20 protein-coding genes are annotated in these 16877 nt (G+C 63.0%); 10 read left to right on the top strand and 10 right to left on the bottom strand.

What is annotated here, in order from left to right:
- Positions 1–229 precede the first annotated feature (229 nt).
- Positions 230–988 carry a Crp/Fnr family transcriptional regulator gene (locus ACP2YO_RS45815; RefSeq protein ID WP_426437700.1) on the top strand — a complete coding sequence of 253 codons (759 nt, stop codon included), beginning with the start codon at positions 230–232 and terminating at the stop codon, positions 986–988.
- Positions 989–1009: 21 nt separating this feature from the next.
- On the opposite strand, the gene ACP2YO_RS45810 is transcribed toward ACP2YO_RS45815, so the two are convergent.
- The 4 genes from ACP2YO_RS45810 to pstS all read right to left on the bottom strand — a co-directional run bounded on the left by ACP2YO_RS45810 (position 1010) and on the right by pstS (position 4908).
- Complete coding sequence (locus ACP2YO_RS45810; RefSeq protein WP_426437699.1) at positions 1010–2188, bottom strand: MFS transporter; 1179 nt, start codon at positions 2186–2188, stop codon at positions 1010–1012.
- Positions 2188–3555 (bottom strand): NAD(P)-binding domain-containing protein, encoded by a 1368-nt coding sequence (locus ACP2YO_RS45805; RefSeq protein ID WP_426437698.1) that lies wholly within the window; start codon positions 3553–3555, stop codon positions 2188–2190. Before ACP2YO_RS45805 ends, ACP2YO_RS45810 begins: the two co-directional genes overlap by 1 nt.
- A 48-nt stretch (positions 3556–3603) precedes the next feature.
- Complete coding sequence (locus ACP2YO_RS45800; RefSeq protein ID WP_426443481.1) at positions 3604–3924, bottom strand: ArsR/SmtB family transcription factor; 321 nt, start codon at positions 3922–3924, stop codon at positions 3604–3606.
- 117 nt (positions 3925–4041) lie between these two features.
- Positions 4042–4908: a phosphate ABC transporter substrate-binding protein PstS gene (gene pstS, locus ACP2YO_RS45795; protein WP_426437697.1), complete on the bottom strand. Its 867-nt coding sequence runs from the start codon at positions 4906–4908 to the stop codon at positions 4042–4044.
- 290 nt (positions 4909–5198) lie between these two features.
- Between pstS and ACP2YO_RS45790 the strand changes: the two genes are divergently transcribed.
- Together ACP2YO_RS45790 and ACP2YO_RS45785 are read left to right on the top strand one after the other, a co-directional pair.
- The gene (locus ACP2YO_RS45790) at positions 5199–5552 is read left to right on the top strand and encodes a DUF3307 domain-containing protein (RefSeq protein ID WP_426437696.1); all 354 of its coding nucleotides are present in this window, start codon (positions 5199–5201) and stop codon (positions 5550–5552) included.
- Positions 5553–5741: 189 nt separating this feature from the next.
- Complete coding sequence (locus ACP2YO_RS45785) at positions 5742–6149, top strand: hypothetical protein (RefSeq protein ID WP_426437695.1); 408 nt, start codon at positions 5742–5744, stop codon at positions 6147–6149.
- Positions 6150–6168: 19 nt separating this feature from the next.
- Here the strand turns inward: ACP2YO_RS45785 and ACP2YO_RS45780 are convergent, their stop codons facing one another.
- Both ACP2YO_RS45780 and ACP2YO_RS45775 read right to left on the bottom strand, forming a co-directional pair.
- Positions 6169–6486: a YkgJ family cysteine cluster protein gene (locus ACP2YO_RS45780; protein WP_426437694.1), complete on the bottom strand. Its 318-nt coding sequence runs from the start codon at positions 6484–6486 to the stop codon at positions 6169–6171.
- Positions 6486–7184 (bottom strand): helix-turn-helix transcriptional regulator, encoded by a 699-nt coding sequence (locus ACP2YO_RS45775; protein WP_426437693.1) that lies wholly within the window; start codon positions 7182–7184, stop codon positions 6486–6488. The genes ACP2YO_RS45780 and ACP2YO_RS45775 overlap by 1 nt, the downstream gene beginning before the upstream one ends.
- Before the next feature lie 134 nt (positions 7185–7318).
- Between ACP2YO_RS45775 and ACP2YO_RS45770 the strand changes: the two genes are divergently transcribed.
- Positions 7319–7564 (top strand): hypothetical protein, encoded by a 246-nt coding sequence (locus tag ACP2YO_RS45770; protein ID WP_426437692.1) that lies wholly within the window; start codon positions 7319–7321, stop codon positions 7562–7564.
- Between the two features lie 65 nt (positions 7565–7629).
- Positions 7630–8358 (top strand): glutathione S-transferase family protein, encoded by a 729-nt coding sequence (locus ACP2YO_RS45765; RefSeq protein WP_426437691.1) that lies wholly within the window; start codon positions 7630–7632, stop codon positions 8356–8358.
- On the opposite strand, the gene ACP2YO_RS45760 is transcribed toward ACP2YO_RS45765, so the two are convergent.
- Positions 8355–8990 (bottom strand): pyridoxamine 5'-phosphate oxidase family protein, encoded by a 636-nt coding sequence (locus ACP2YO_RS45760; protein ID WP_426437690.1) that lies wholly within the window; start codon positions 8988–8990, stop codon positions 8355–8357. The two genes, ACP2YO_RS45765 and ACP2YO_RS45760, sit on opposite strands and share 4 nt — an antisense overlap.
- 119 nt (positions 8991–9109) lie before the next feature.
- On the opposite strand from ACP2YO_RS45760, the gene ACP2YO_RS45755 reads away from it, so the two are divergent.
- Positions 9110–10003: a LysR family transcriptional regulator gene (locus ACP2YO_RS45755; RefSeq protein WP_426437689.1), complete on the top strand. Its 894-nt coding sequence runs from the start codon at positions 9110–9112 to the stop codon at positions 10001–10003.
- A 32-nt stretch (positions 10004–10035) separates the two neighbouring features.
- Here ACP2YO_RS45755 and ACP2YO_RS45750 read toward each other — a convergent pair whose 3' ends face one another.
- From ACP2YO_RS45750 to pobA, 3 genes are all read right to left on the bottom strand, one after another.
- Positions 10036–10509 (bottom strand): hypothetical protein, encoded by a 474-nt coding sequence (locus tag ACP2YO_RS45750; RefSeq protein WP_426437688.1) that lies wholly within the window; start codon positions 10507–10509, stop codon positions 10036–10038.
- A gap of 288 nt (positions 10510–10797) precedes the next feature.
- Positions 10798–11253 (bottom strand): PaaI family thioesterase, encoded by a 456-nt coding sequence (locus tag ACP2YO_RS45745; protein ID WP_426437687.1) that lies wholly within the window; start codon positions 11251–11253, stop codon positions 10798–10800.
- Between the two features lie 261 nt (positions 11254–11514).
- Positions 11515–12684 (bottom strand): 4-hydroxybenzoate 3-monooxygenase, encoded by a 1170-nt coding sequence (gene pobA, locus ACP2YO_RS45740; RefSeq protein WP_426437686.1) that lies wholly within the window; start codon positions 12682–12684, stop codon positions 11515–11517.
- A gap of 284 nt (positions 12685–12968) precedes the next feature.
- Here pobA and ACP2YO_RS45735 point away from each other — a divergent pair, with 284 nt between their 5' ends.
- The 4 genes from ACP2YO_RS45735 (at position 12969) to ACP2YO_RS45720 (ending at position 16548) form a co-directional block, all read left to right on the top strand.
- On the top strand, positions 12969–13979 hold the full coding sequence (locus ACP2YO_RS45735; protein WP_426437685.1) for a TRAP transporter substrate-binding protein: 1011 nt from the start codon (positions 12969–12971) through the stop codon (positions 13977–13979).
- A gap of 222 nt (positions 13980–14201) precedes the next feature.
- Entirely contained in the window at positions 14202–14711 is a 510-nt protein-coding gene (locus tag ACP2YO_RS45730; RefSeq protein ID WP_426443480.1) for a TRAP transporter small permease, read from the top strand.
- Between the two features lie 6 nt (positions 14712–14717).
- A complete protein-coding gene (locus ACP2YO_RS45725; RefSeq protein ID WP_426437684.1) occupies positions 14718–16022 on the top strand; it encodes a TRAP transporter large permease in 1305 nt (434 codons plus the stop codon).
- A gap of 64 nt (positions 16023–16086) precedes the next feature.
- On the top strand, positions 16087–16548 hold the full coding sequence (locus tag ACP2YO_RS45720; RefSeq protein ID WP_426437683.1) for a DUF3237 domain-containing protein: 462 nt from the start codon (positions 16087–16089) through the stop codon (positions 16546–16548).
- Positions 16549–16877 lie beyond the last annotated feature (329 nt).

Genomic DNA, 16877 nt, shown 5'->3' with positions numbered 1-16877 from the left:
GCCGTTGGTCTGATCGGCATCGGCCTGAATGACATCAGTCTGGAAGGCATCGCCCGTTGCCAGGGCGGTGCCTTCGGGACCTTGCGCGGTGCAGCGCCAAGGACGTGAGTTATCACGCCTCCGGCGTGTGTACACTTGTGAACATACGGCAATACTTGTGCAATATAACATACGTTATTGAAAACGCTCCGGTGGTTACCCGATTAAGCGTGCGGGGAGACCAATGTCGTTGGCGTCGCTAGTCCGGAAATTGGAGCACTTTGTACGGCTATCGCCGGCAGATCACGCTATTCTCAACCGCGCGTCGATCGAGCGCGTGCGCCATTTCGATCCACGCGTCGATATCGTGCGCGAGGGCGAGAGGTCGAAGGACGTTCACCTGATCCTGTCCGGCTGGGCTTGCCGCTACAAGCAATTGGAGGATGGAAGGCGCCAGGTGGTGTCGTTCTTCCTGCCCGGCGATATCTGTGACGTGAATGGTTTCATCCTGCGTGAGATGGATCATTCGATCGGTACCATCACCGCGGTGTCGGTCGCCGATCTCTCGCGCGAGTTCTTCGACAAGGTCGCTGCCGAGCATCCGCGCATCGTCACCGCGTTCTGGTGGGAGACCCTCGTCAACGCGGCGATCCAGCGCGAATGGACCATCAGCCTCGGCCAGCGCACGGCGCTGGAGCGTATGGCCCATCTGCTCTGCGAGGTCTGGCTGCGCCTGCGTCTGGCCGGCCTGACCCAGGGCGATAGCTGCGATTTCCCGTTGACCCAGGGCGATCTCGCCGACGCCACCGGCCTCTCCAAGGTCCATGTCAACAGGACGCTGCAGGAGTTGCGCGCCGACGGCCTCATCATCCTCAAGGGCAAGACCCTGGCCGTCCCCAATCTCGACCGGCTGATGCGTGCGGGCCTGTTCAACCCGAACTATTTGCATATGGACCACGAAGGACGGCAGCTCGATGCCGTCGGGCCAACGGACGCCGCGGCGGGGTGACCCCAAAGCAGGATTGCAGCGTCACTCTGCCATCGCGGACGCCGCTGTCTTGTTCGGATGTGCTCGCGGCAGCGCAATCAACCCGATCAACGCCGAAAGACTGAGGCACGCGGACACCACGAGCACCATCCGGCCCATCGGCTCGATCAGCAGCCCGAAGGCCAACGGCGCAATCGCTTGGCAAATCCGGGACGGCGCTCCGATCAGTCCCAGCCTGTAGGCGTAGTTTTCGGGTCCAAAGATAGCGAGCGGCAAGGTGCCGCGCGCGATCGTCAGGATGCCGTTACCCGCGCCATGCAGCAGCGCGAACGCCGCTGCGGCGCCGCCGCCGAAGACACCGATGACGCATGCGCCGAGCGGATGTGTCAGGCATGCAAGCCGCGTCGAGAGAAGTGGATGGAAGCGGATCAACACGCCCGCCTCGAGCACGCGGGCGGCGACCTGGGCGGGGCCGATCATCATGCCGGCGAACACCGCCTGCGCCGGGGTCGCCCCGAACGTTTCGACGATGCGTGGGAGATGCGCCGCCATCGCCGACGTCACCGTCCAGGCAGCGGCGAATGTGAACGATAGCAGCACCATGGTCCGGTCGATCGGAATGTGAGGCTTTACGACCGGCCCCCTGGCTGAGGCCACCCGTTCACTTCGTGGCAGCATCAGGTTGAGCGGCAGGCCGATCACGATGTGCGCCGCCGCCCAGGCGTAGCAAGTCTCCCGCCAGCCGATCGTCTCAAGCCCGAGCGACGTCAGGGGCCAGCCGACGGTGCTGGCGAAGCCTGCGATCAGGGTGATGCCAGTGATCGATGCGCGTGCGTCGCCGCCGTAGATGCGGCCCAAGGCGCCGAACGCCGCATCGTAGAGGCCGAGGCCCATGCCGACGCCGAGCAGCAACCACGCCGCGGACATGGTCCACACCGAGGCCGATGCACCGAGCAGCGCGAGACCCGCCGCCAGAATCAGATTCGAGGCGCAGAGAACCTGCCGGCCGCCGACGCGGTCAATTTGACGGCCAACCTTGGGACCAAGCAATCCGGAGATCACAAGCGACGCGGAGAAGGCCGCGAAGAACCAGTTGCTGGAAATCCCGAGGTCATGTGCGATCGGATCGGCCAGGATTGCTGGCAGATAGTAACTCGATCCCCACGCCAGCGTCTGCGCGGTGCCCAGCGCAGCGATGACACCAAGCCGTCCCCGGTCCATCAGGAACAACCGCAGCCAGACTTGGCCGCCGCCTTGGCTGCTGCGTCGTCGACGCAGCAGGCCTCGACGCCCGCGGGAGCAGGTCCGCCGCAACAGCCGGACGACGCGCCGCCTTCCACGCCGCCGCGCGTGCAAACGCCGGTTTCCGGAAGTTCGAGCTCCACGCGCTCGGCTGCTTCCCTGTCGCCGGCGATGTCGGCCGCGATCGAGCGAACCTGTTCGTAGCCCGTGATCATCAGGAAGGTCGGCGCACGGCCGTACGATTTAATGCCGGCGAGGTAGAAACCGGGGTCGTCCTGCACCAGTTCGCGCGCGCCGTGCGGACGCACGGTTCCGCAGGAGTGCTCGTTCGGATCGATCAGCGGTGCGAGCGCGACGGGAGCCTCGATCGCGGGATCGAGTCGAAGCCGGATTTCGCCAAGAAATGAGAGGTCGGGACGGAAGCCGGTCGCGACTACCAGCTCATCGACGACGATGCTGCGTCCACAGCAGGCCGACGAGGTCGCGATCCGGAGCCGGCCATCCGCCTGCGAGATGGCGGCGACAGGAAAACCGGCCTCGACCCGGACCTTCCCGGATGCGACGAGGGAAGCGAAGTGAGCCCCGAGTTCGCCACGGGCGGCCAGCTTGTCGTTGGCGCCGCCGCCGAAAGCCTTGGCGGGATCCGTTCCACGCAGCAACCAGATCGGTTGGGTGTCATGCGCCTGCTGCGCCAGATTGGTCAGGTCCGTCAGCGTGCCGATCGCCGAGTGGCCGGCCCCAAGCACAGCCACGGTTTTGCCGGCGAAGCGGGCGCGGTCCCTCCCGAGGACATCGGGCATGCCATATGAAATCTGTGCTGCGGCCTCGCGCTCGCCGAACGCGGCCAGACCATTGGCGCCGGCGGGGTTCGGCGACGCCCACGTTCCGGATGCGTCGATAACCGCATCGGCGCGCAGCGTCTCCGGGCCCTTGCCGTTCTGGTAACGAATCTCGAAAGGCGCTGCCTCGCGGCCCTTGGTCTTCGCCTTGTCGAAGCCCGCGCGCCCGATGGCGATGACGCGGCTCGATGTGCGTATGACCTCGCTCAGCGCGGTCTTGGTTGCGAGAGGTTCGATATAGCGGTCGAGGAGTTCGGCTCCGGTTGGATAGACCTGCGGGTCGGGTGAATTCCATCCGGTTGGCGCGAGCAGACGTGCAGCCGCCTTATCGACATTGTATTCCCACGGCGAGAACAACTGCACATGCTGCCATTGCCGCACGGAATGAGCGGCCTCTGGCCCCGCTTCCAGAACAATCGGTGTCATACCACGCTCGAGAACGTGAGCCGCTGCGGCCAGCCCGACCGGGCCGGCGCCGATGATGGCAACTTTTTTCCCATCGCTCATTTCATTCTCCTATCCTTCTAGAATCATAGAACAAGTAGACAAAAATAATCACGCGGCCGGACGGGCAGCGGTCGTGCACCCGGTTTCGTCCACACAACACTCGGCGACGAGGAAATCGACCAGTCCGGTCATGGTGTCGTATTCCGCGTGACAGATCAGCGTGGTCCCTTCGCGGACCTGCGTGACAAGACCGACAGCGAGCAGCCCCTTGAGATGATGTGAAAGGGTCGACGCTGGAACTTTCAACCGATCCTGCAGACGCCCGACCGGCAAGCCGGTGCGTCCGGCGCGGACGAGCGCGCGGTAGATTTTCAGCCTGGTCGGGTTACCCAGCGCTTCCAGGCGCGCCGCTGCGTCTTCGATCTTCATGCCAGCCATCTATCACTCCGGAGATCGAAGCGTCAACCGTATTTCCAGAACTATCAAAGTAAGGAGTGGCTACCTGAACTCGATATGTGAGGCAGAAAAGCTCTATGGTCCGCCGCACTACGCGCCGAGATCGCTTTTCCAGTATCTCTCGATCCTCTCGATCAGGTCGGCCGGGCGCGGCACATAGTTGAGCGCGCTCGCGTCGTCGCGCCCGTTTTCAAGGGACCACCTGAAAAAATCGATGGCGATTTTTGACTTGGCGGGATCCTTGGGCTGCTTCGGCATTAAAATGAACGAGGTCGCGGTGATGGGGTAGGAGTTCTCGCCCGGGGCGTCGGTCATGATGCGGTAGAAATCGGTCGTTTTCCCCCATTCGGCCGATGCTGCGGCGGCTTGGAAGGTCTCCGCGCTCGGCTGCACGAAACGGCCCGCCTTGTTTTGGACGAGCCCGTAAGCGAGCGCATTTTTCACCGCATAGGCATATTCGACGTAGCTAACGGAATTGTTGGAGACGCCGACATAGGCCGCGACGCCTTCGTTGCCCTTACCGCCGACGCCGACAGGCCACTCGACCGCGACACCCTCGCCGATTTTCTCCTTCCATTCCCGGCTGACCCTGGAAAGGTAGTTCGCGAAATTGAAGGTCGTGCCAGACCCGTCGGAGCGATGGACGACCGTGATTGGCGCGGCCGGGAGCTTGATGTCCGGGTTCAAAGCCGTGATGGCGGGATCGTCCCAGTTCTTGATCTTGCCGAGGAATATGTCCGCGAGCAGCGCGCCCGTGAAGCGCAGCTTGCCCGGCCCGATGTCTTCGATGTTCACCACAGGGACGACGCCCCCGATGACGAGCGGAAACTGTCCGAGCCCGGCTTTGGCCAGCGCATCGGGCTTTAGCGGCGCAGGCTGCCCGGTGAATTGGTAAATGACTATAAAAGAAAGAAAATTTCGCGCCGCCGTTGATACCGCTCCGCGGGCGGAATGCAAATTGGCCGCCGGCAGTAACGTTAGCCCGCCATGATTGCGCCGCGCTGCGACATGACGATCGCCACTAGCGCTGCGACCTCACATCGTGTGATTTTCGGACGACCCACAGGTGCATTCCGCCGCCGGAGGTGTCATAAATGCGACACGCTCTGGAATTGTCCGGGTTTTGCGAAATTGTGCTGACGGCCTGACCCAGATTTCTTGCGATCAACTTCATCCCACCAAGGGGCGTCAGCTTGTTGTTTCCCTCCATGTCGTCGTCGGTGTCGGTTGGTGCCCTGGTGGGATGGATGCTGCTTCTGACCGCGAAGCACATCATCGCCGACTTCATGCTGCAGAACGCCTGGATGGCGATCGGCAAGGACCAGAAGACCGGCTGGGCGATGCCGCTGCTCGCGCATTGCCTGGTGCATCTCGCCGTCGCGCTGGTGCTGATCCTGGTCGTCGCGCCGCGCTTCTGGTACGTCGCCTTCATTGATTTCGTCATCCACATCATCATCGACCGCGCCAAGGGCATCTGCGCCTCGCGTTTCGGCATGACGCTGGAGTCCGGGCATCCCTGGTTCTGGACCCTGATCGGGGTCGACCAGGCGCTGCACCATCTCACGGGCTTCGGGCTGTCGATTTACATGGCCGCCAACTGAGCCGCGGCTCGTTCTTCTCAAAGCGGCTCGATCTCCTCAAATCACATCTCCAGGGCAACATCAGCCGTTAGCGACGCGCGGATGTGATTCGCGTGCAACGGACAAGGACCCCCGCTGACGACCGGGGGCTGTGGTTAACCTTTCGTTAGAGGATTGCGCGGCATCTTCGCAATCGAGGGGGATTTGCAAATGTTTTCAAGCCGCGACGCATTCGAGAACGATGCCTGCCCGGTCGGTGACGATATGCTCGGCCAGATGTATCGCGCCAATCCAAACGGCCTGTCGCTTCTGGTTGCGAACGTCTCGCCCGAGGCGCGAGCGATGCTGGCGCTGTTCTGCTATCGCCGCAGCCACTTGCACGCACTCGCACTCGCCATTGCGACGAGCTGCACCGAGCGCGAGCTGATCAATTTAGGCGGAAGGGTCGGCTCGACCCTTTACGCGCTGTCGCGCGAACCGACGCGCGTTGCCGCGGTGTCGCATGGCAGCCGCAAGCCGATCACGCTGTCGACCAAGCCGCTCTCGACCTTTGCGCCTGTTGTCGATGACGATCTCGACGACGAAGATTTCACCGACACGGTAACGGCCTCGGCCTGATCAGGCCGCCTAGCTTGGGTCAGATGACCGGCAGGCCGTGCCGGCGCCGCGCCATGGCGCATTCCGCATCGCCGGGCATGCAGGTCCGGCACACCTCCGGCCTGACAGCATAGACGTCGCAGCACGTGTTGACCCCGATCTGGCCTGACAGCGCCGCGCAGCGGTCGCCGTCGCACCGCATGCCTGACAGCCGCGCGTTGACGAATTTCGCCGGGATCAGCTCGAGCTGCGCGTCGTCCTCGACCGTGAAGCGCGGCCAGTTCTCCGAATAGCTGCAGCAGGCCCCGCAGGACTGGCAGGGGCTCTCGCTGGTGGCTTCGATGTCGTCCGCTGCCATCAGGTATCCTTCGGGGCTTCCCAGACCAGGCTGCGCCGCCAGCGCGCCCTGAGCAGGTCGCGCCGCTCCGGATATTTCTCGTCATGATAGAACGCCGTGACGACCCGGTCGGTGCGGAAGCTGCGGAAATCCTTGCGCAGCTCGCACCAGGCCGCGAGCAGCCGCACCGCCTCGTGATAGCCGACGGCGATCGGCCAGACCGTCCGCTCGCTATCGCGGCCATGCTCGTCGCGGTAGTTCAGCGTGATCTTCTTGCCTTCGTGGATATGGCTGCGCGTCTTCACCATGTCGATCCTGTCCGGCTCCCGGTTCCAGGCCGATCGGGCGCGGCTGGCCGGCTCGAGCACGAAGGGCCGCAGGCGGTCGGGTACGGTTTCGGCGATCTTGGCCATCAGGTCTTCGGCGGCGCGCGCCAGCGCCGGATCGGCGTGGCCGACCACCCATTGCGCACCGAGCACACAGGCCTCGATCTCGTCGGGTGTCAGCATCAAGGGCGGCAGGTCAAATCCCTTCTCCAGGATGTAACCCATGCCGGCCTCGCCGCGGATCGGCACTCGCTGCTCGATCAGGCTTGCAATGTCGCGATAGATCGTGCGCTTCGAGGTCTCGAGTTCGGCCGCGATCGCGTCTGCTGTCAAAGGCTTACGGGTGCGGCGGAGCACCTGGATGATCTGAAACAACCGGTCGGCGCGTCGCATGGCAGATCTCTTGTCAGCTCTCTTGGTGTCTCGGCTCGTCGCTTTTCCGCGTCCCGCTGCGCGGCTGCTGACAGCATGTTGGCAGCAGGCGGGGGCTATAGCAGGACATCACCTCAAATGAAGGGAATTTGTCCATGACGAATCTAGACGAACTCGGTTTCCGGCAAGCGCAGAGCTTCGCGCTGGAACAGATGATCACGGTCTTCTCCACCTCCGGCGACCTGCGCTGGGCCCTGATTGCGCTGCTCGCGCGGTCGGTCTACGCGGCCTGGTCGTTCGGGCGGTCGCGGGTTGTCAAACGGGTTCGCGAGGCGGTCCGCCGCCTCGCACCCGCAAGCCCGCTCCAAAGCCCGCTCGACAGTGAATGCCACTACTGCTGACACCATGGTGGCAGCAGGGGCGCGCTAGCCTCAATTCACGACCACAGGCAATCGGGAGCTTCAGGATGATTACGCTTTTTGGCTTTGGCACGGGCTTTGGCTTGCCGGAAATGAGCCCTTTCGTGACCAAGACCGAGGTCCAGCTCAAGATGGCCGGGCTCGCCTATGTCAAGGAAAAGGCGATGCCGCCGGCCTCTCCCAAGGGCCAGCTGCCCTTTATCTCTGACGAAGGCGAGGCGATTGCCGATTCGACCTTCATCCGCGCCCATATCGAGGGCAAATACGGCTTTGATTTCGACGCGCCGCTGAGTCTGCAGGCCCGCGCCCAGGCCTGGGCGTTCGAGCGCATGATCGAGCATCACGTCTACTGGGCGATGGTCGGCGCACGCTGGGTCGACGATACCAATTTCGCCAAGGGGCCGGCGCATTTCTTCGACGGCGCGCCCGATCATATGCGCGACAAGATGCGCGAAGATGCCCAGTTCCGCGTTGCCGAGAACTATCTGTTGAGCGGTCTCGGTCGCCACGCGCCCGACGAGGACGTCGATCTCGCGATCCGCTCGTTGTTTGCGCTCTCGGTACAGCTCGGCGACAAGCCCTATCTGATGGGAGACGCGCCCTGCGGCACCGATGCTACTGCGTTCGGCGCGCTGGCCGGACTCCTGACGCCGTTCTTCTCGTCGCCGCTGCGCGAGCGCGCCGAGAAGTTCAACAATCTCACCGCCTATGTCGACCGGATGATGCTGCAATATTACCCGGAATTCGGCTGGACGCAGCAGCAGCAGGCAGCCTAGCCGGCGGCGGCAGGAGCGGGCTGACCCTTCAATGCGGCCAGCTCGGCTTCGAGTTCGGCGATGCGCTGGTCGCGTGAGGCCAGCGCGGTCGACACATCGGCCGCATCGAATTTCTGCGGGATGTGCTGTGGGCAGTTGACGTCCCACGCCGTGACCTTGAACACGATCACCTGCTCGGGACGTGCGCGATAACCTTGCGGCATCAGCGACCGCGTCAGCGCCGGATCGTCCTCCACCACACGCGCCTCGCCCCAGATCTTGATGCGTTGGCGGTAGGCATAGTTCATCACGAAAATATGGGCCTTCTGATTCTCGGAGAGATTGCCCTGCGTGATGAATTGCCGGTTGCCGGCATAGTCAGCGAACGCGATGGTGTGCTTGTCGAGGATCTTGATGAAGCCCTTCGGTCCGCCACGGTGCTGGATATAGGGCTGGCCGTCGGCCGATGCGGTCGCGAGATAGAAGCTGTTGGTGTTGGCAAGGAAGGCTGCGAGATTCTCGTCGATCTCGGTATGCCAGCCGCCATGCGCCTCGACCTCGGCATAGGTCCCGCGTGACCCTTTGCGGGCCTGGATCTGCTTCACGGCCGGAGTGAAGCCCACATCGCTGGAATAGCTCTCCACATCTGACATCTGAGCCTCCCGTCACGGGCGACAAAAACGCTCGTCCTCTCGTGCTAATGTGGATACTCCTGGATCGTAGGCAATCTTGTGAATTGACACTTCACTATTGCCGAATATGCAATAGTAGCATGGACCGTCTCGACGCCATGCAGGCCTTTGTCGCCGTCGCCGATCTGGAGGGCTTTGCTCCCGCGGCGCGCAAGCTCGGCCTGTCGCCGTCCGCCGTCACCCGGCTGATCGCGGCGCTGGAGCAGCGGCTGGGCGCGCGGCTGTTGCAGCGGACCACCCGGCAGGTGACGCTGACCGATGCCGGATCGCGCTATCTGGAGCGGGCGCGCCGGATCATGGCCGACGTCGCCGAGGCCGAGGACGCGGTGGAGGGCGAGCGCACCCGCCCCGAGGGGCGGCTGGTGATCTCGGCGCCGTTCGGCTTCGGCCGACTGCATGTCAGCCCGGTCGTCTCGGCCTACCTGAAGCGGTATCCGGACGTCGGCGTCGACCTGCGCCTGTCGGATCGCCGGATCAACCTGGTCGAGGACGGGGTCGACCTCGCGGTCAGGCTCGGCCATCTGCCTGACTCGACGCTGGTGGCGCGCCATGTTGGCACGATGCGCCGGATCGTGGTGGCATCATCAGGCTATCTCAAGCGCCGCGGCGAGCCGTGCCGGCCTGCCGATCTCGCGACCCATGACACGATCCAGTTCGGCGCCATGACCGCTATCCCGGATTGGCAGTTCGTGGAGGACGGACGCGAGGTTCGGATCGCCCCTTCGCCGCGCTTCACCAGCAACAGCTCGGATGCCGCCATCCAATATGCCGAGCAGGACGGCGGGCTGACGCGGGTGATGTTCTACCAGGCCGCCGAATCGCTGAAGGCGCGCCGGGTCCAGATCGTGCTTGCAGAGTTCGAGCAGCCCGCGGTACCGATCCATGTCGTCTATCCGACGACGCGGCTGCTCTCGGCCAAGGTCAGGACCTTCATCGATCTCGTGACCGAGACCACCGACTGGCACTTCGGCTAGATCGCGATCCGATCATAGGATCGGCGCGCCGCTCAATTGGCGTCCTTGTTTAGTTCGATGGCGACCTGCGAGAGCCACGAACCCGGCGCGTTCATCACGAACGACTGGTGGTTGCCCTTGGTCCGGATCGTCACCAGCGCGGCAACGGTCTCGCCTTCAATTCTGGCCTCGATCAGCCCGTCAGAATTGGTGCCCGAGATCTTGCCGCCCTGCCGGTATTCGTGCTCGAACCAGTTGCCCGAGAGCTGCGTTCCGTTCTGGTCGATGTTGGCCGATAGCGACATCTTGTAGGCATCGCTCGCACATCGGAGATCCAGGCTGATCGACCTGTCCGGCTTCGTGACATTGTACGCGACCTTGCAGCGAACCCTCTCCCAGGCTCCATCCGAGGGCTTCATCTTGCCGGATCCGGACCATCCGCCCGCCAAATTGTCGAAACCCGTCGCCGCATATGACGCGCTCAAGGTCATCAGCGCGAAACCCACCGCGACGCTTCGCTTGAGCAAAAATCTCCAAGACAAAAATCTCCAAGACAAAAATCTCCAAGACAAAAATCTCCAAGACAAAAATCTCCAAGACATCGAGTTGATCTCCGAATCGCAATGCGGCGAGCATACGCGCGCCCGGGGCCGGGATGTGGCGAAGATGTTAAGAGATGTTGCAGATTTTGGCTTTCTGGTGACCGCAGCAGGCCGAGCTCCCGCGGGCTGGCCCCCGCAGGCTGGTCTGGGACCTGTGTGGAGGTCGACGCGCCTGTCGGGCGGCTGGCCAAACGCGCTCCGCTGGAGAGAGCCTCAGCTCACGGGCTCCTTCTTCGGCACCACGCGGAACGTGCCGCTGGCGCGCGCGATCGTGACGTCGTCGGCCTTGATCAGGCACTGCGCGAAGCAGATCGTGCTGCCGGTCTTGATCACGTCGCCCTCGACCGCGAGCCATTGCCCGATCTTGGCGCTGCCGACGAAATCGACCGCCAGCGAGATTGTCACGAACGAGGTCGTCCAGCCGGTCGCCTGCGCGCAGCTGTAACCCAACGCGCCGTCGGCGAGGGCGGCGATCAGGCCGCCGTGAATGAGGCCGCGGCTGTTGGTGTGCGGCTTCGCCAGCCGCAGGCCGATGCTGACGCCCCTGTCGGTCTTCTTCGAGTAAAGCGGCTCCCAGGGATCGGTGAGCGGGCTCTTGCGGAAATGCGGCTCGAAGCCTTGAGGCACGGCTTGAGGGACGTCGGCAGCGATTGATGTATCAATGGTCATGTGAAGCTCGCGCATGGCGTTTCGTTGCCGTCATTGAACGCGATGTCGACGACGAGTTCACCGCCTACAAAGTTTTAAACGGGATTTGCGCGGGCGTTTGAAAGTGACGAGCTTGTCGTCACCCGCGAAGGCGGGTGACCCAGTATTCCGACCTGAGCTGGACTCGAGAAGCCGCAGCGTACTGGATACCCCGCATGCGCGGGGTATGACAACCGGGAGTGTGGAGGCGGCGCCGCTCAACGAAAGAGCTTGCGGCACACCTTAGAACGGCAGCCCCACATAGTTCTCCGACAGCGAGGTCGATGCGGCCTTCGAGCTGACGAGATAATCCAGTTCGGCGATCTGGATGCGCGCGGCGAAGTCGCCCTCGTCGGGGAATTTGTGCAGCATCGAGGTCATCCACCACGAGAACCGAACCGCTTTCCAGACCCGCGCCAGCGCCTTGGCCGAATAGCCGTCGAGGGCGGCGGAGGATTTCTCGTCGTAATATTCGCGCAGCGCCTGCGACAGATAGTGCACGTCGCTGGCCGCCAGGTTCAGGCCCTTGGCGCCGGTCGGCGGCACGATGTGCGAGGCGTCGCCGGCGAGGTACATCCGGCCGAACCGCATCGGCTCGGCGACGAAACTGCGCAACGGCGCGATGCTCTTTTCGATCGAGGGGCCGGTGACGAGCTCGTCGGCCGCCTTCTGGTCGAGACGAAGTTTCAGCTCGTCCCAGAACCGCTCGTCCGGCCACTGGTCGATATGGTCGTCGAGTGGGCACTGCAGGTAATAGCGGCTGCGGTGGCTGGAGCGCATGGTGCAGAGCGCAAAGCCGCGTTCGTGGTTGTTGTAGATCAGCTCGGGCGACACCGGCGGCGTCTCGGAGAGGATGCCGAGCCAGCCGAACGGGTAGACCCGCTCATAGCTCGTGATCGCCTGTGACGGCACGCTGGCGCGGCTGACGCCGTGGAAGCCGTCACAGCCGGCAATGAAGTCGCAGGCGATCTCATGGCTGACGCCGTCCTTGACGTAGGTCACGCGCGGATGGTCGGTGTCGAAATCATGCGGCTTGACGTCGGCCGCAGAGTAGATCGAGGTCAGGCCGGCCGCCTTGCGGGCGTTCATCAGGTCGAGCGTGACCTCGGTCTGGCCGTAGATTGTCACCGTCTTGCCGGTTGCGGCATGCATGTTGATGCGGTGGCGCGCGCCGCCGAACGCCAGTTCGACGCCGTGATGGATCAGGCCCTCCTGATGCAGCCGGCCGGCGGCGCCCACACTATCCAGCAGGCCCACCGTGCCTTCCTCGAGCAGGCCCGCCCGAATCCGCCCCAGCACATAGTCGGGGGTCTGCCGCTCCAGGATGACGTTGTCTACGCCGAAAGTATGAAGTAGTTGCCCAAGCAACAGTCCGGCCGGACCTGCGCCTATGATTGCTACTTTTGTCCGCAATACCTGCTCCTCCAGATACGGTAGGCTTCAGTCAAGCACCCGCGCCGCGGGCGGGCGTCGTCAGCTTGCCATGGCAACTATATCATATAACAACTTTAGCAAAGTGCGTCTGTTCGGTGAAATACGTTCGCCGCAATGCAAGATGGCGGTGCGGCCGGTTTCTATTCTGGTGCGGCGAGGTGTCGGGCGGGCGATTTCGCCTTGAACAAACCTGCAAACTATATAACATGTTAAGTAATGAGACCGGGCGCGAAGCCCGCCGTCATGGAGAGGGAAGACATGCGATGAGGAAAACACTATTGGCGTTGCTGCTGGCCGCCAGCGTCACGCCGGCTTTGGCGCAGGACAAGACCGTCAATCTCAAAGTATCGCTGTGGGTGCCGCCGGCGCATCCGCTGGTGCCGGCAACGCAGGCCTGGGCCGCCGACATCGAAAAGGCCTCGGGCGGCACCATCAAGGTCACCGTGTTCCCCTCCGAGCAGTTCGGCAAGGCCTTCGACCATTACGACATGGCCCGCGACGGCATCGCCGACGTCACCTATGTCAATCCCGGCTATCAGCCCGGCCGCTTCCCGATCGCGGCTGCCGGCCAGCTTCCGTTCGTATTCTCCGACGGCAAGAAGGGCACACTAGCGCTGAACGAGTGGTACCACAAATACGCGCCGACCGAGATGAAGGACACCAAGCTGTGCTTCGCCTTCATCCACGATCCGGGCGCGCTGCATGGCAAGAAGAAGATCCTGCTCCCGAGCGACCTTTCCGGCGTGAAGGTGCGGCCGGCGCAGAGCACGATCGGCGAGATGGTGAAGATGTTCGGCGGCACCAACGTGCAGGCCTCCGCGCCGGAATCGCGCGATGCGCTCGAGCGCGGCGTGGCCGACGAGATCACCTTCCCCTGGGGCTCGATCTTCCTGTTCGGCATCGACAAGGTGGTGAAGTACCACATGGACGTGCCGCTCTACACGACGGTGTTCACCTACAACATCAACCTCGACAAATACAACTCGATGTCGGATGCCCAGAAGAAGGTGATCGACGATCACTGCACGCCGGAATGGGCGTCCAAGGTCACCGACCCCTGGACCGAGTTCGAGGCCAACGGCCGCGTCAAGATGAAGGCGCTGCCGGGACACGAGGTCTATCCGCTGACGGCGGATCAACTCGCCGAGTGGAAGAAGGCGGTCAAGCCGCTGCATGACAGCTGGGCGGAAGCGGTGAAGAAGGCCGGCGGCGACCCGGAAAAGATCGACGCGGATTTGCAGGCCACGCTGAAGAAATACGACGCGGGATTGTGATTTCGTTACCCCTTCACCTCTCCCCGCTTGCGGGGAGAGGTCGGATCGCCCTTCGCGATCCGGGTGAGGGGGTACAGGCCTTTCCATTGACACCAGTTTCGCGGATAGCCCCCTCACCCCAACCCTCTCCCCGCAGGCGGGGAGAGGAGCTAATCGAAGCAACGCATGACGCAATCTACCGAAGTGACCCAAGACGGCGTCATCACCGGCCCGCCCGAGCCGGTGCGCAAGAATTTCATGGACCGCTTCATCGATTCCATCGAATGGGTCGCGGCGTTCTTTGTCGGCATCGTCGCGCTCAACACCTTCGTCGCGGTGGTGATGCGTAAATTCTTCGCGGTGACGATCCCCGACTACTACAATGTCGGCCAGTTCCTGCTCGGCATCCTGATCTTCTGGGGGATCGCGGCGACCAGCTATCGCGGCACCCACATCACGGTCGATCTGGTCTGGGCCAATGCGTCGCCGCGCCATCAGCGCTGGATCGATATCTTCGCGACGCTGGTTCTGCTGTTCGTCGTCACGGTGCAGACCTACACGCTGGTCGACAAAGTGATCGACACCAAAAACAGCCACATCGTCACCATGGATCTCGGCCTGCCGGTCTGGCCGTTCTTCCTGGTGTCGTGGATCGGCGACGTGTCCGCAGTGCTCTTGATCGCGATCCGCACCTGGCGCCTGATCTTCCATCCGGAAGATATCCATGACGCCAAGATCAAGATCGCGGAGTAGACGGTAATGAGCAACGAAACCGTTGCCGTCATCGGCTTCGTCAGCCTGTTTGGGCTGATGCTGCTGCGCGTGCCGGTCGGCATGGCGATGGGCCTCGTCGGCATCACCGGCTTCGGCTATCTCACCGGTTTTGCGCCGGCGCTGAAGCTGATCGGCCAGACCACCATGCGCACGGTGACCGACTATTCCTTCGGCGTGATCCCGATGTTCCTGCTGATGGGCGCCTTCGTGTCCGTCTCCGGCATCAGCCGCGAATTGTTTCGCGCCGCCAACACTTTCGTCGGTCACTGGAAGGGCGGGCTCGGCATCGCGACGATCGCCGCCTGCGGCGGCTTTGCCGCGATCTCCGGCTCGTCGGTCGCGACCGCCGCGACATTTTCCGCAGTGGCCTATCCCGAGATGCGCCGCTTCGGCTATCCGCAATCTTTCTCCGCCGGCGTGATCGCGGTCGGTGGCACGCTCGGGGCGATGCTGCCGCCGTCCACGGTGCTCGCGGTCTATGGCATCATCACCCAGCAGGACATCGGCAAACTGTTCATCGCCGGTATCGTGCCGGGCCTGCTCGCGATCGTCATGCACATGATGACGATCGGCATCATCGGCGTGGCGCGGCCCGGCTTCCTGCCGGCCGGTCCCAAAGCATCGTGGCACGACCGGCTGCTCGCGATCCGCGACGTCTGGTCGCCGCTGCTACTGTTCCTGTTCGTGATCGGCGGTCTCTATGGCGGCTTCTTCGTCCCGACCGAAGCCGGCGCGGTCGGCGCGGTCGGCGCCTTCATCATCGGCATCGTCAGAGGCAAGCTGACCAAGGACGGCATTCTGCAATCGCTGCTGCAGGCGACCCGCACGGCGGCTGCCGTGTTCACCGTGCTGATCGGCGCGCTCTGCTTCGGCTATTTCCTCACCATCACCCAGACGCCGCAGAACGTAACGGCCTTCCTCACCGGACTCGGCATCGGCCCCTATGGCGTCTTGGCGCTGATCCTGCTGATGTATCTGGTGCTCGGCTGCCTGATGGATGCGATGGCCATGGTGATCCTCACCGTGCCGATCGTGTTTCCGGTCGTCACCGCGCTTGGCTTCGATCCGATCTGGTTCGGCATCATCATCGTCATGACGGTCGAGTTGGGCCTGATCCATCCGCCGGTCGGCATGAACGTGTTCGTGATCAAGAGCGTGATCAAGGACGTCAACATGTCGACGATCTTCGTCGGTGTGCTGCCCTTTGTGATCACCGACCTGATCCGGCTGGTGATCCTGATCCTGTTCCCGCTGCTCGCCACGTGGCTGCCGCAGCGTATGATAGGCTAGGCATGATCCCGGAAAAGTGGGCACCGGTTTTCCGAAAAGGATCATGCCCAAAGGAAGGGCCTCCATGACTCCTGAAATCCAGACCCGCTACGTCTTCACGATCACGGCCCGCATCGCCGAGGTCACCTCGGCCGGCGACATCGGGTCCGGCGTCCGCCGTATCATCCCGATCATCGGCGGCGAGGTGAGGGGCGAGAAGGTCAACGGCAAGGTGCTTGGCTTCGGCGCCGACTTCCAGATCGTACGCCCCAACGAGCTGATCGACCTAGAGGCAAGGTACGCGTTCGAGACCGACGACGGTGCCGTCGTCTATGTCGAGAACAAGGGCATCCGCTTCGGGCCGGTCGAGTTGTTGCAAAAGCTGAAGCGCGGCGAACCGGTCGACCCGAAGCTGATCTATTTCCGCACCGTGCCGAAATTCGAGACCGGTGCCGAGAAATATCGCTGGCTGATGGAGCACATCTTCATCGCCTCCGCCGCCCGCCACGCCGACCGTGTCGTGATCGACGTGCATCAGGTGTTGTGAGCAGTAATCATCGTCGTTAGTAGCGAGCTCTCGCGTCACGCACGTAAGGAAGCCACCAGCGGAAGGGTTCGCTCCCCCCTTGCGGGGGAGGGTTAGGGAGAGAGGTACCACACGACGTGTCCCTTACGCCCCTATCTCTGATTTGCCCGACGCCGCAAGCCCTCACGCGAAAAATATTCTGATTTTCGTAAACGCAACTCAGTGATATAGATTTACCCGTCCCACCCGATTGAGGGGCGAGCGCACGTCACGAAGGCGCGCCAGGACGACGATTGAGGAGATGCGAACCCCCATATTGACTCCGCCATCAATAGTTATAAAACATAACT

The organism is Bradyrhizobium genosp. P, assembly GCF_049949265.1.
GTDB lineage: Bacteria > Pseudomonadota > Alphaproteobacteria > Rhizobiales > Xanthobacteraceae > Bradyrhizobium.
Note: the sequence above shows the minus strand (reverse complement) of the source record. Positions and strands in the feature narration are given on the sequence as shown.

Excerpts from the sequence above, each read along its gene's own strand:
- ACP2YO_RS45770 (WP_426437692.1), top strand. The coding sequence starts at position 7,319 with ATGACGAATCTAGACGAACTCGGTTTCCGGCAAGCGCAGAGCTTCGCG.
- ACP2YO_RS45800 (WP_426443481.1), bottom strand. The coding sequence starts at position 3,924 with ATGAAGATCGAAGACGCAGCGGCGCGCCTGGAAGCGCTGGGTAACCCG.
- ACP2YO_RS45775 (WP_426437693.1), bottom strand. The coding sequence starts at position 7,184 with ATGCGACGCGCCGACCGGTTGTTTCAGATCATCCAGGTGCTCCGCCGC.
- ACP2YO_RS45720 (WP_426437683.1), top strand. The coding sequence starts at position 16,087 with ATGACTCCTGAAATCCAGACCCGCTACGTCTTCACGATCACGGCCCGC.
- ACP2YO_RS45805 (WP_426437698.1), bottom strand. The coding sequence starts at position 3,555 with ATGAGCGATGGGAAAAAAGTTGCCATCATCGGCGCCGGCCCGGTCGGG.
- ACP2YO_RS45790 (WP_426437696.1), top strand. The coding sequence starts at position 5,199 with ATGCTGCTTCTGACCGCGAAGCACATCATCGCCGACTTCATGCTGCAG.
- ACP2YO_RS45725 (WP_426437684.1), top strand. The coding sequence starts at position 14,718 with ATGAGCAACGAAACCGTTGCCGTCATCGGCTTCGTCAGCCTGTTTGGG.
- ACP2YO_RS45735 (WP_426437685.1), top strand. The coding sequence starts at position 12,969 with ATGAGGAAAACACTATTGGCGTTGCTGCTGGCCGCCAGCGTCACGCCG.
- ACP2YO_RS45760 (WP_426437690.1), bottom strand. The coding sequence starts at position 8,990 with ATGTCAGATGTGGAGAGCTATTCCAGCGATGTGGGCTTCACTCCGGCC.
- ACP2YO_RS45765 (WP_426437691.1), top strand. The coding sequence starts at position 7,630 with ATGATTACGCTTTTTGGCTTTGGCACGGGCTTTGGCTTGCCGGAAATG.
- ACP2YO_RS45780 (WP_426437694.1), bottom strand. The coding sequence starts at position 6,486 with ATGGCAGCGGACGACATCGAAGCCACCAGCGAGAGCCCCTGCCAGTCC.
- ACP2YO_RS45755 (WP_426437689.1), top strand. The coding sequence starts at position 9,110 with ATGGACCGTCTCGACGCCATGCAGGCCTTTGTCGCCGTCGCCGATCTG.
- ACP2YO_RS45785 (WP_426437695.1), top strand. The coding sequence starts at position 5,742 with ATGTTTTCAAGCCGCGACGCATTCGAGAACGATGCCTGCCCGGTCGGT.
- ACP2YO_RS45810 (WP_426437699.1), bottom strand. The coding sequence starts at position 2,188 with ATGGACCGGGGACGGCTTGGTGTCATCGCTGCGCTGGGCACCGCGCAG.
- ACP2YO_RS45745 (WP_426437687.1), bottom strand. The coding sequence starts at position 11,253 with ATGACCATTGATACATCAATCGCTGCCGACGTCCCTCAAGCCGTGCCT.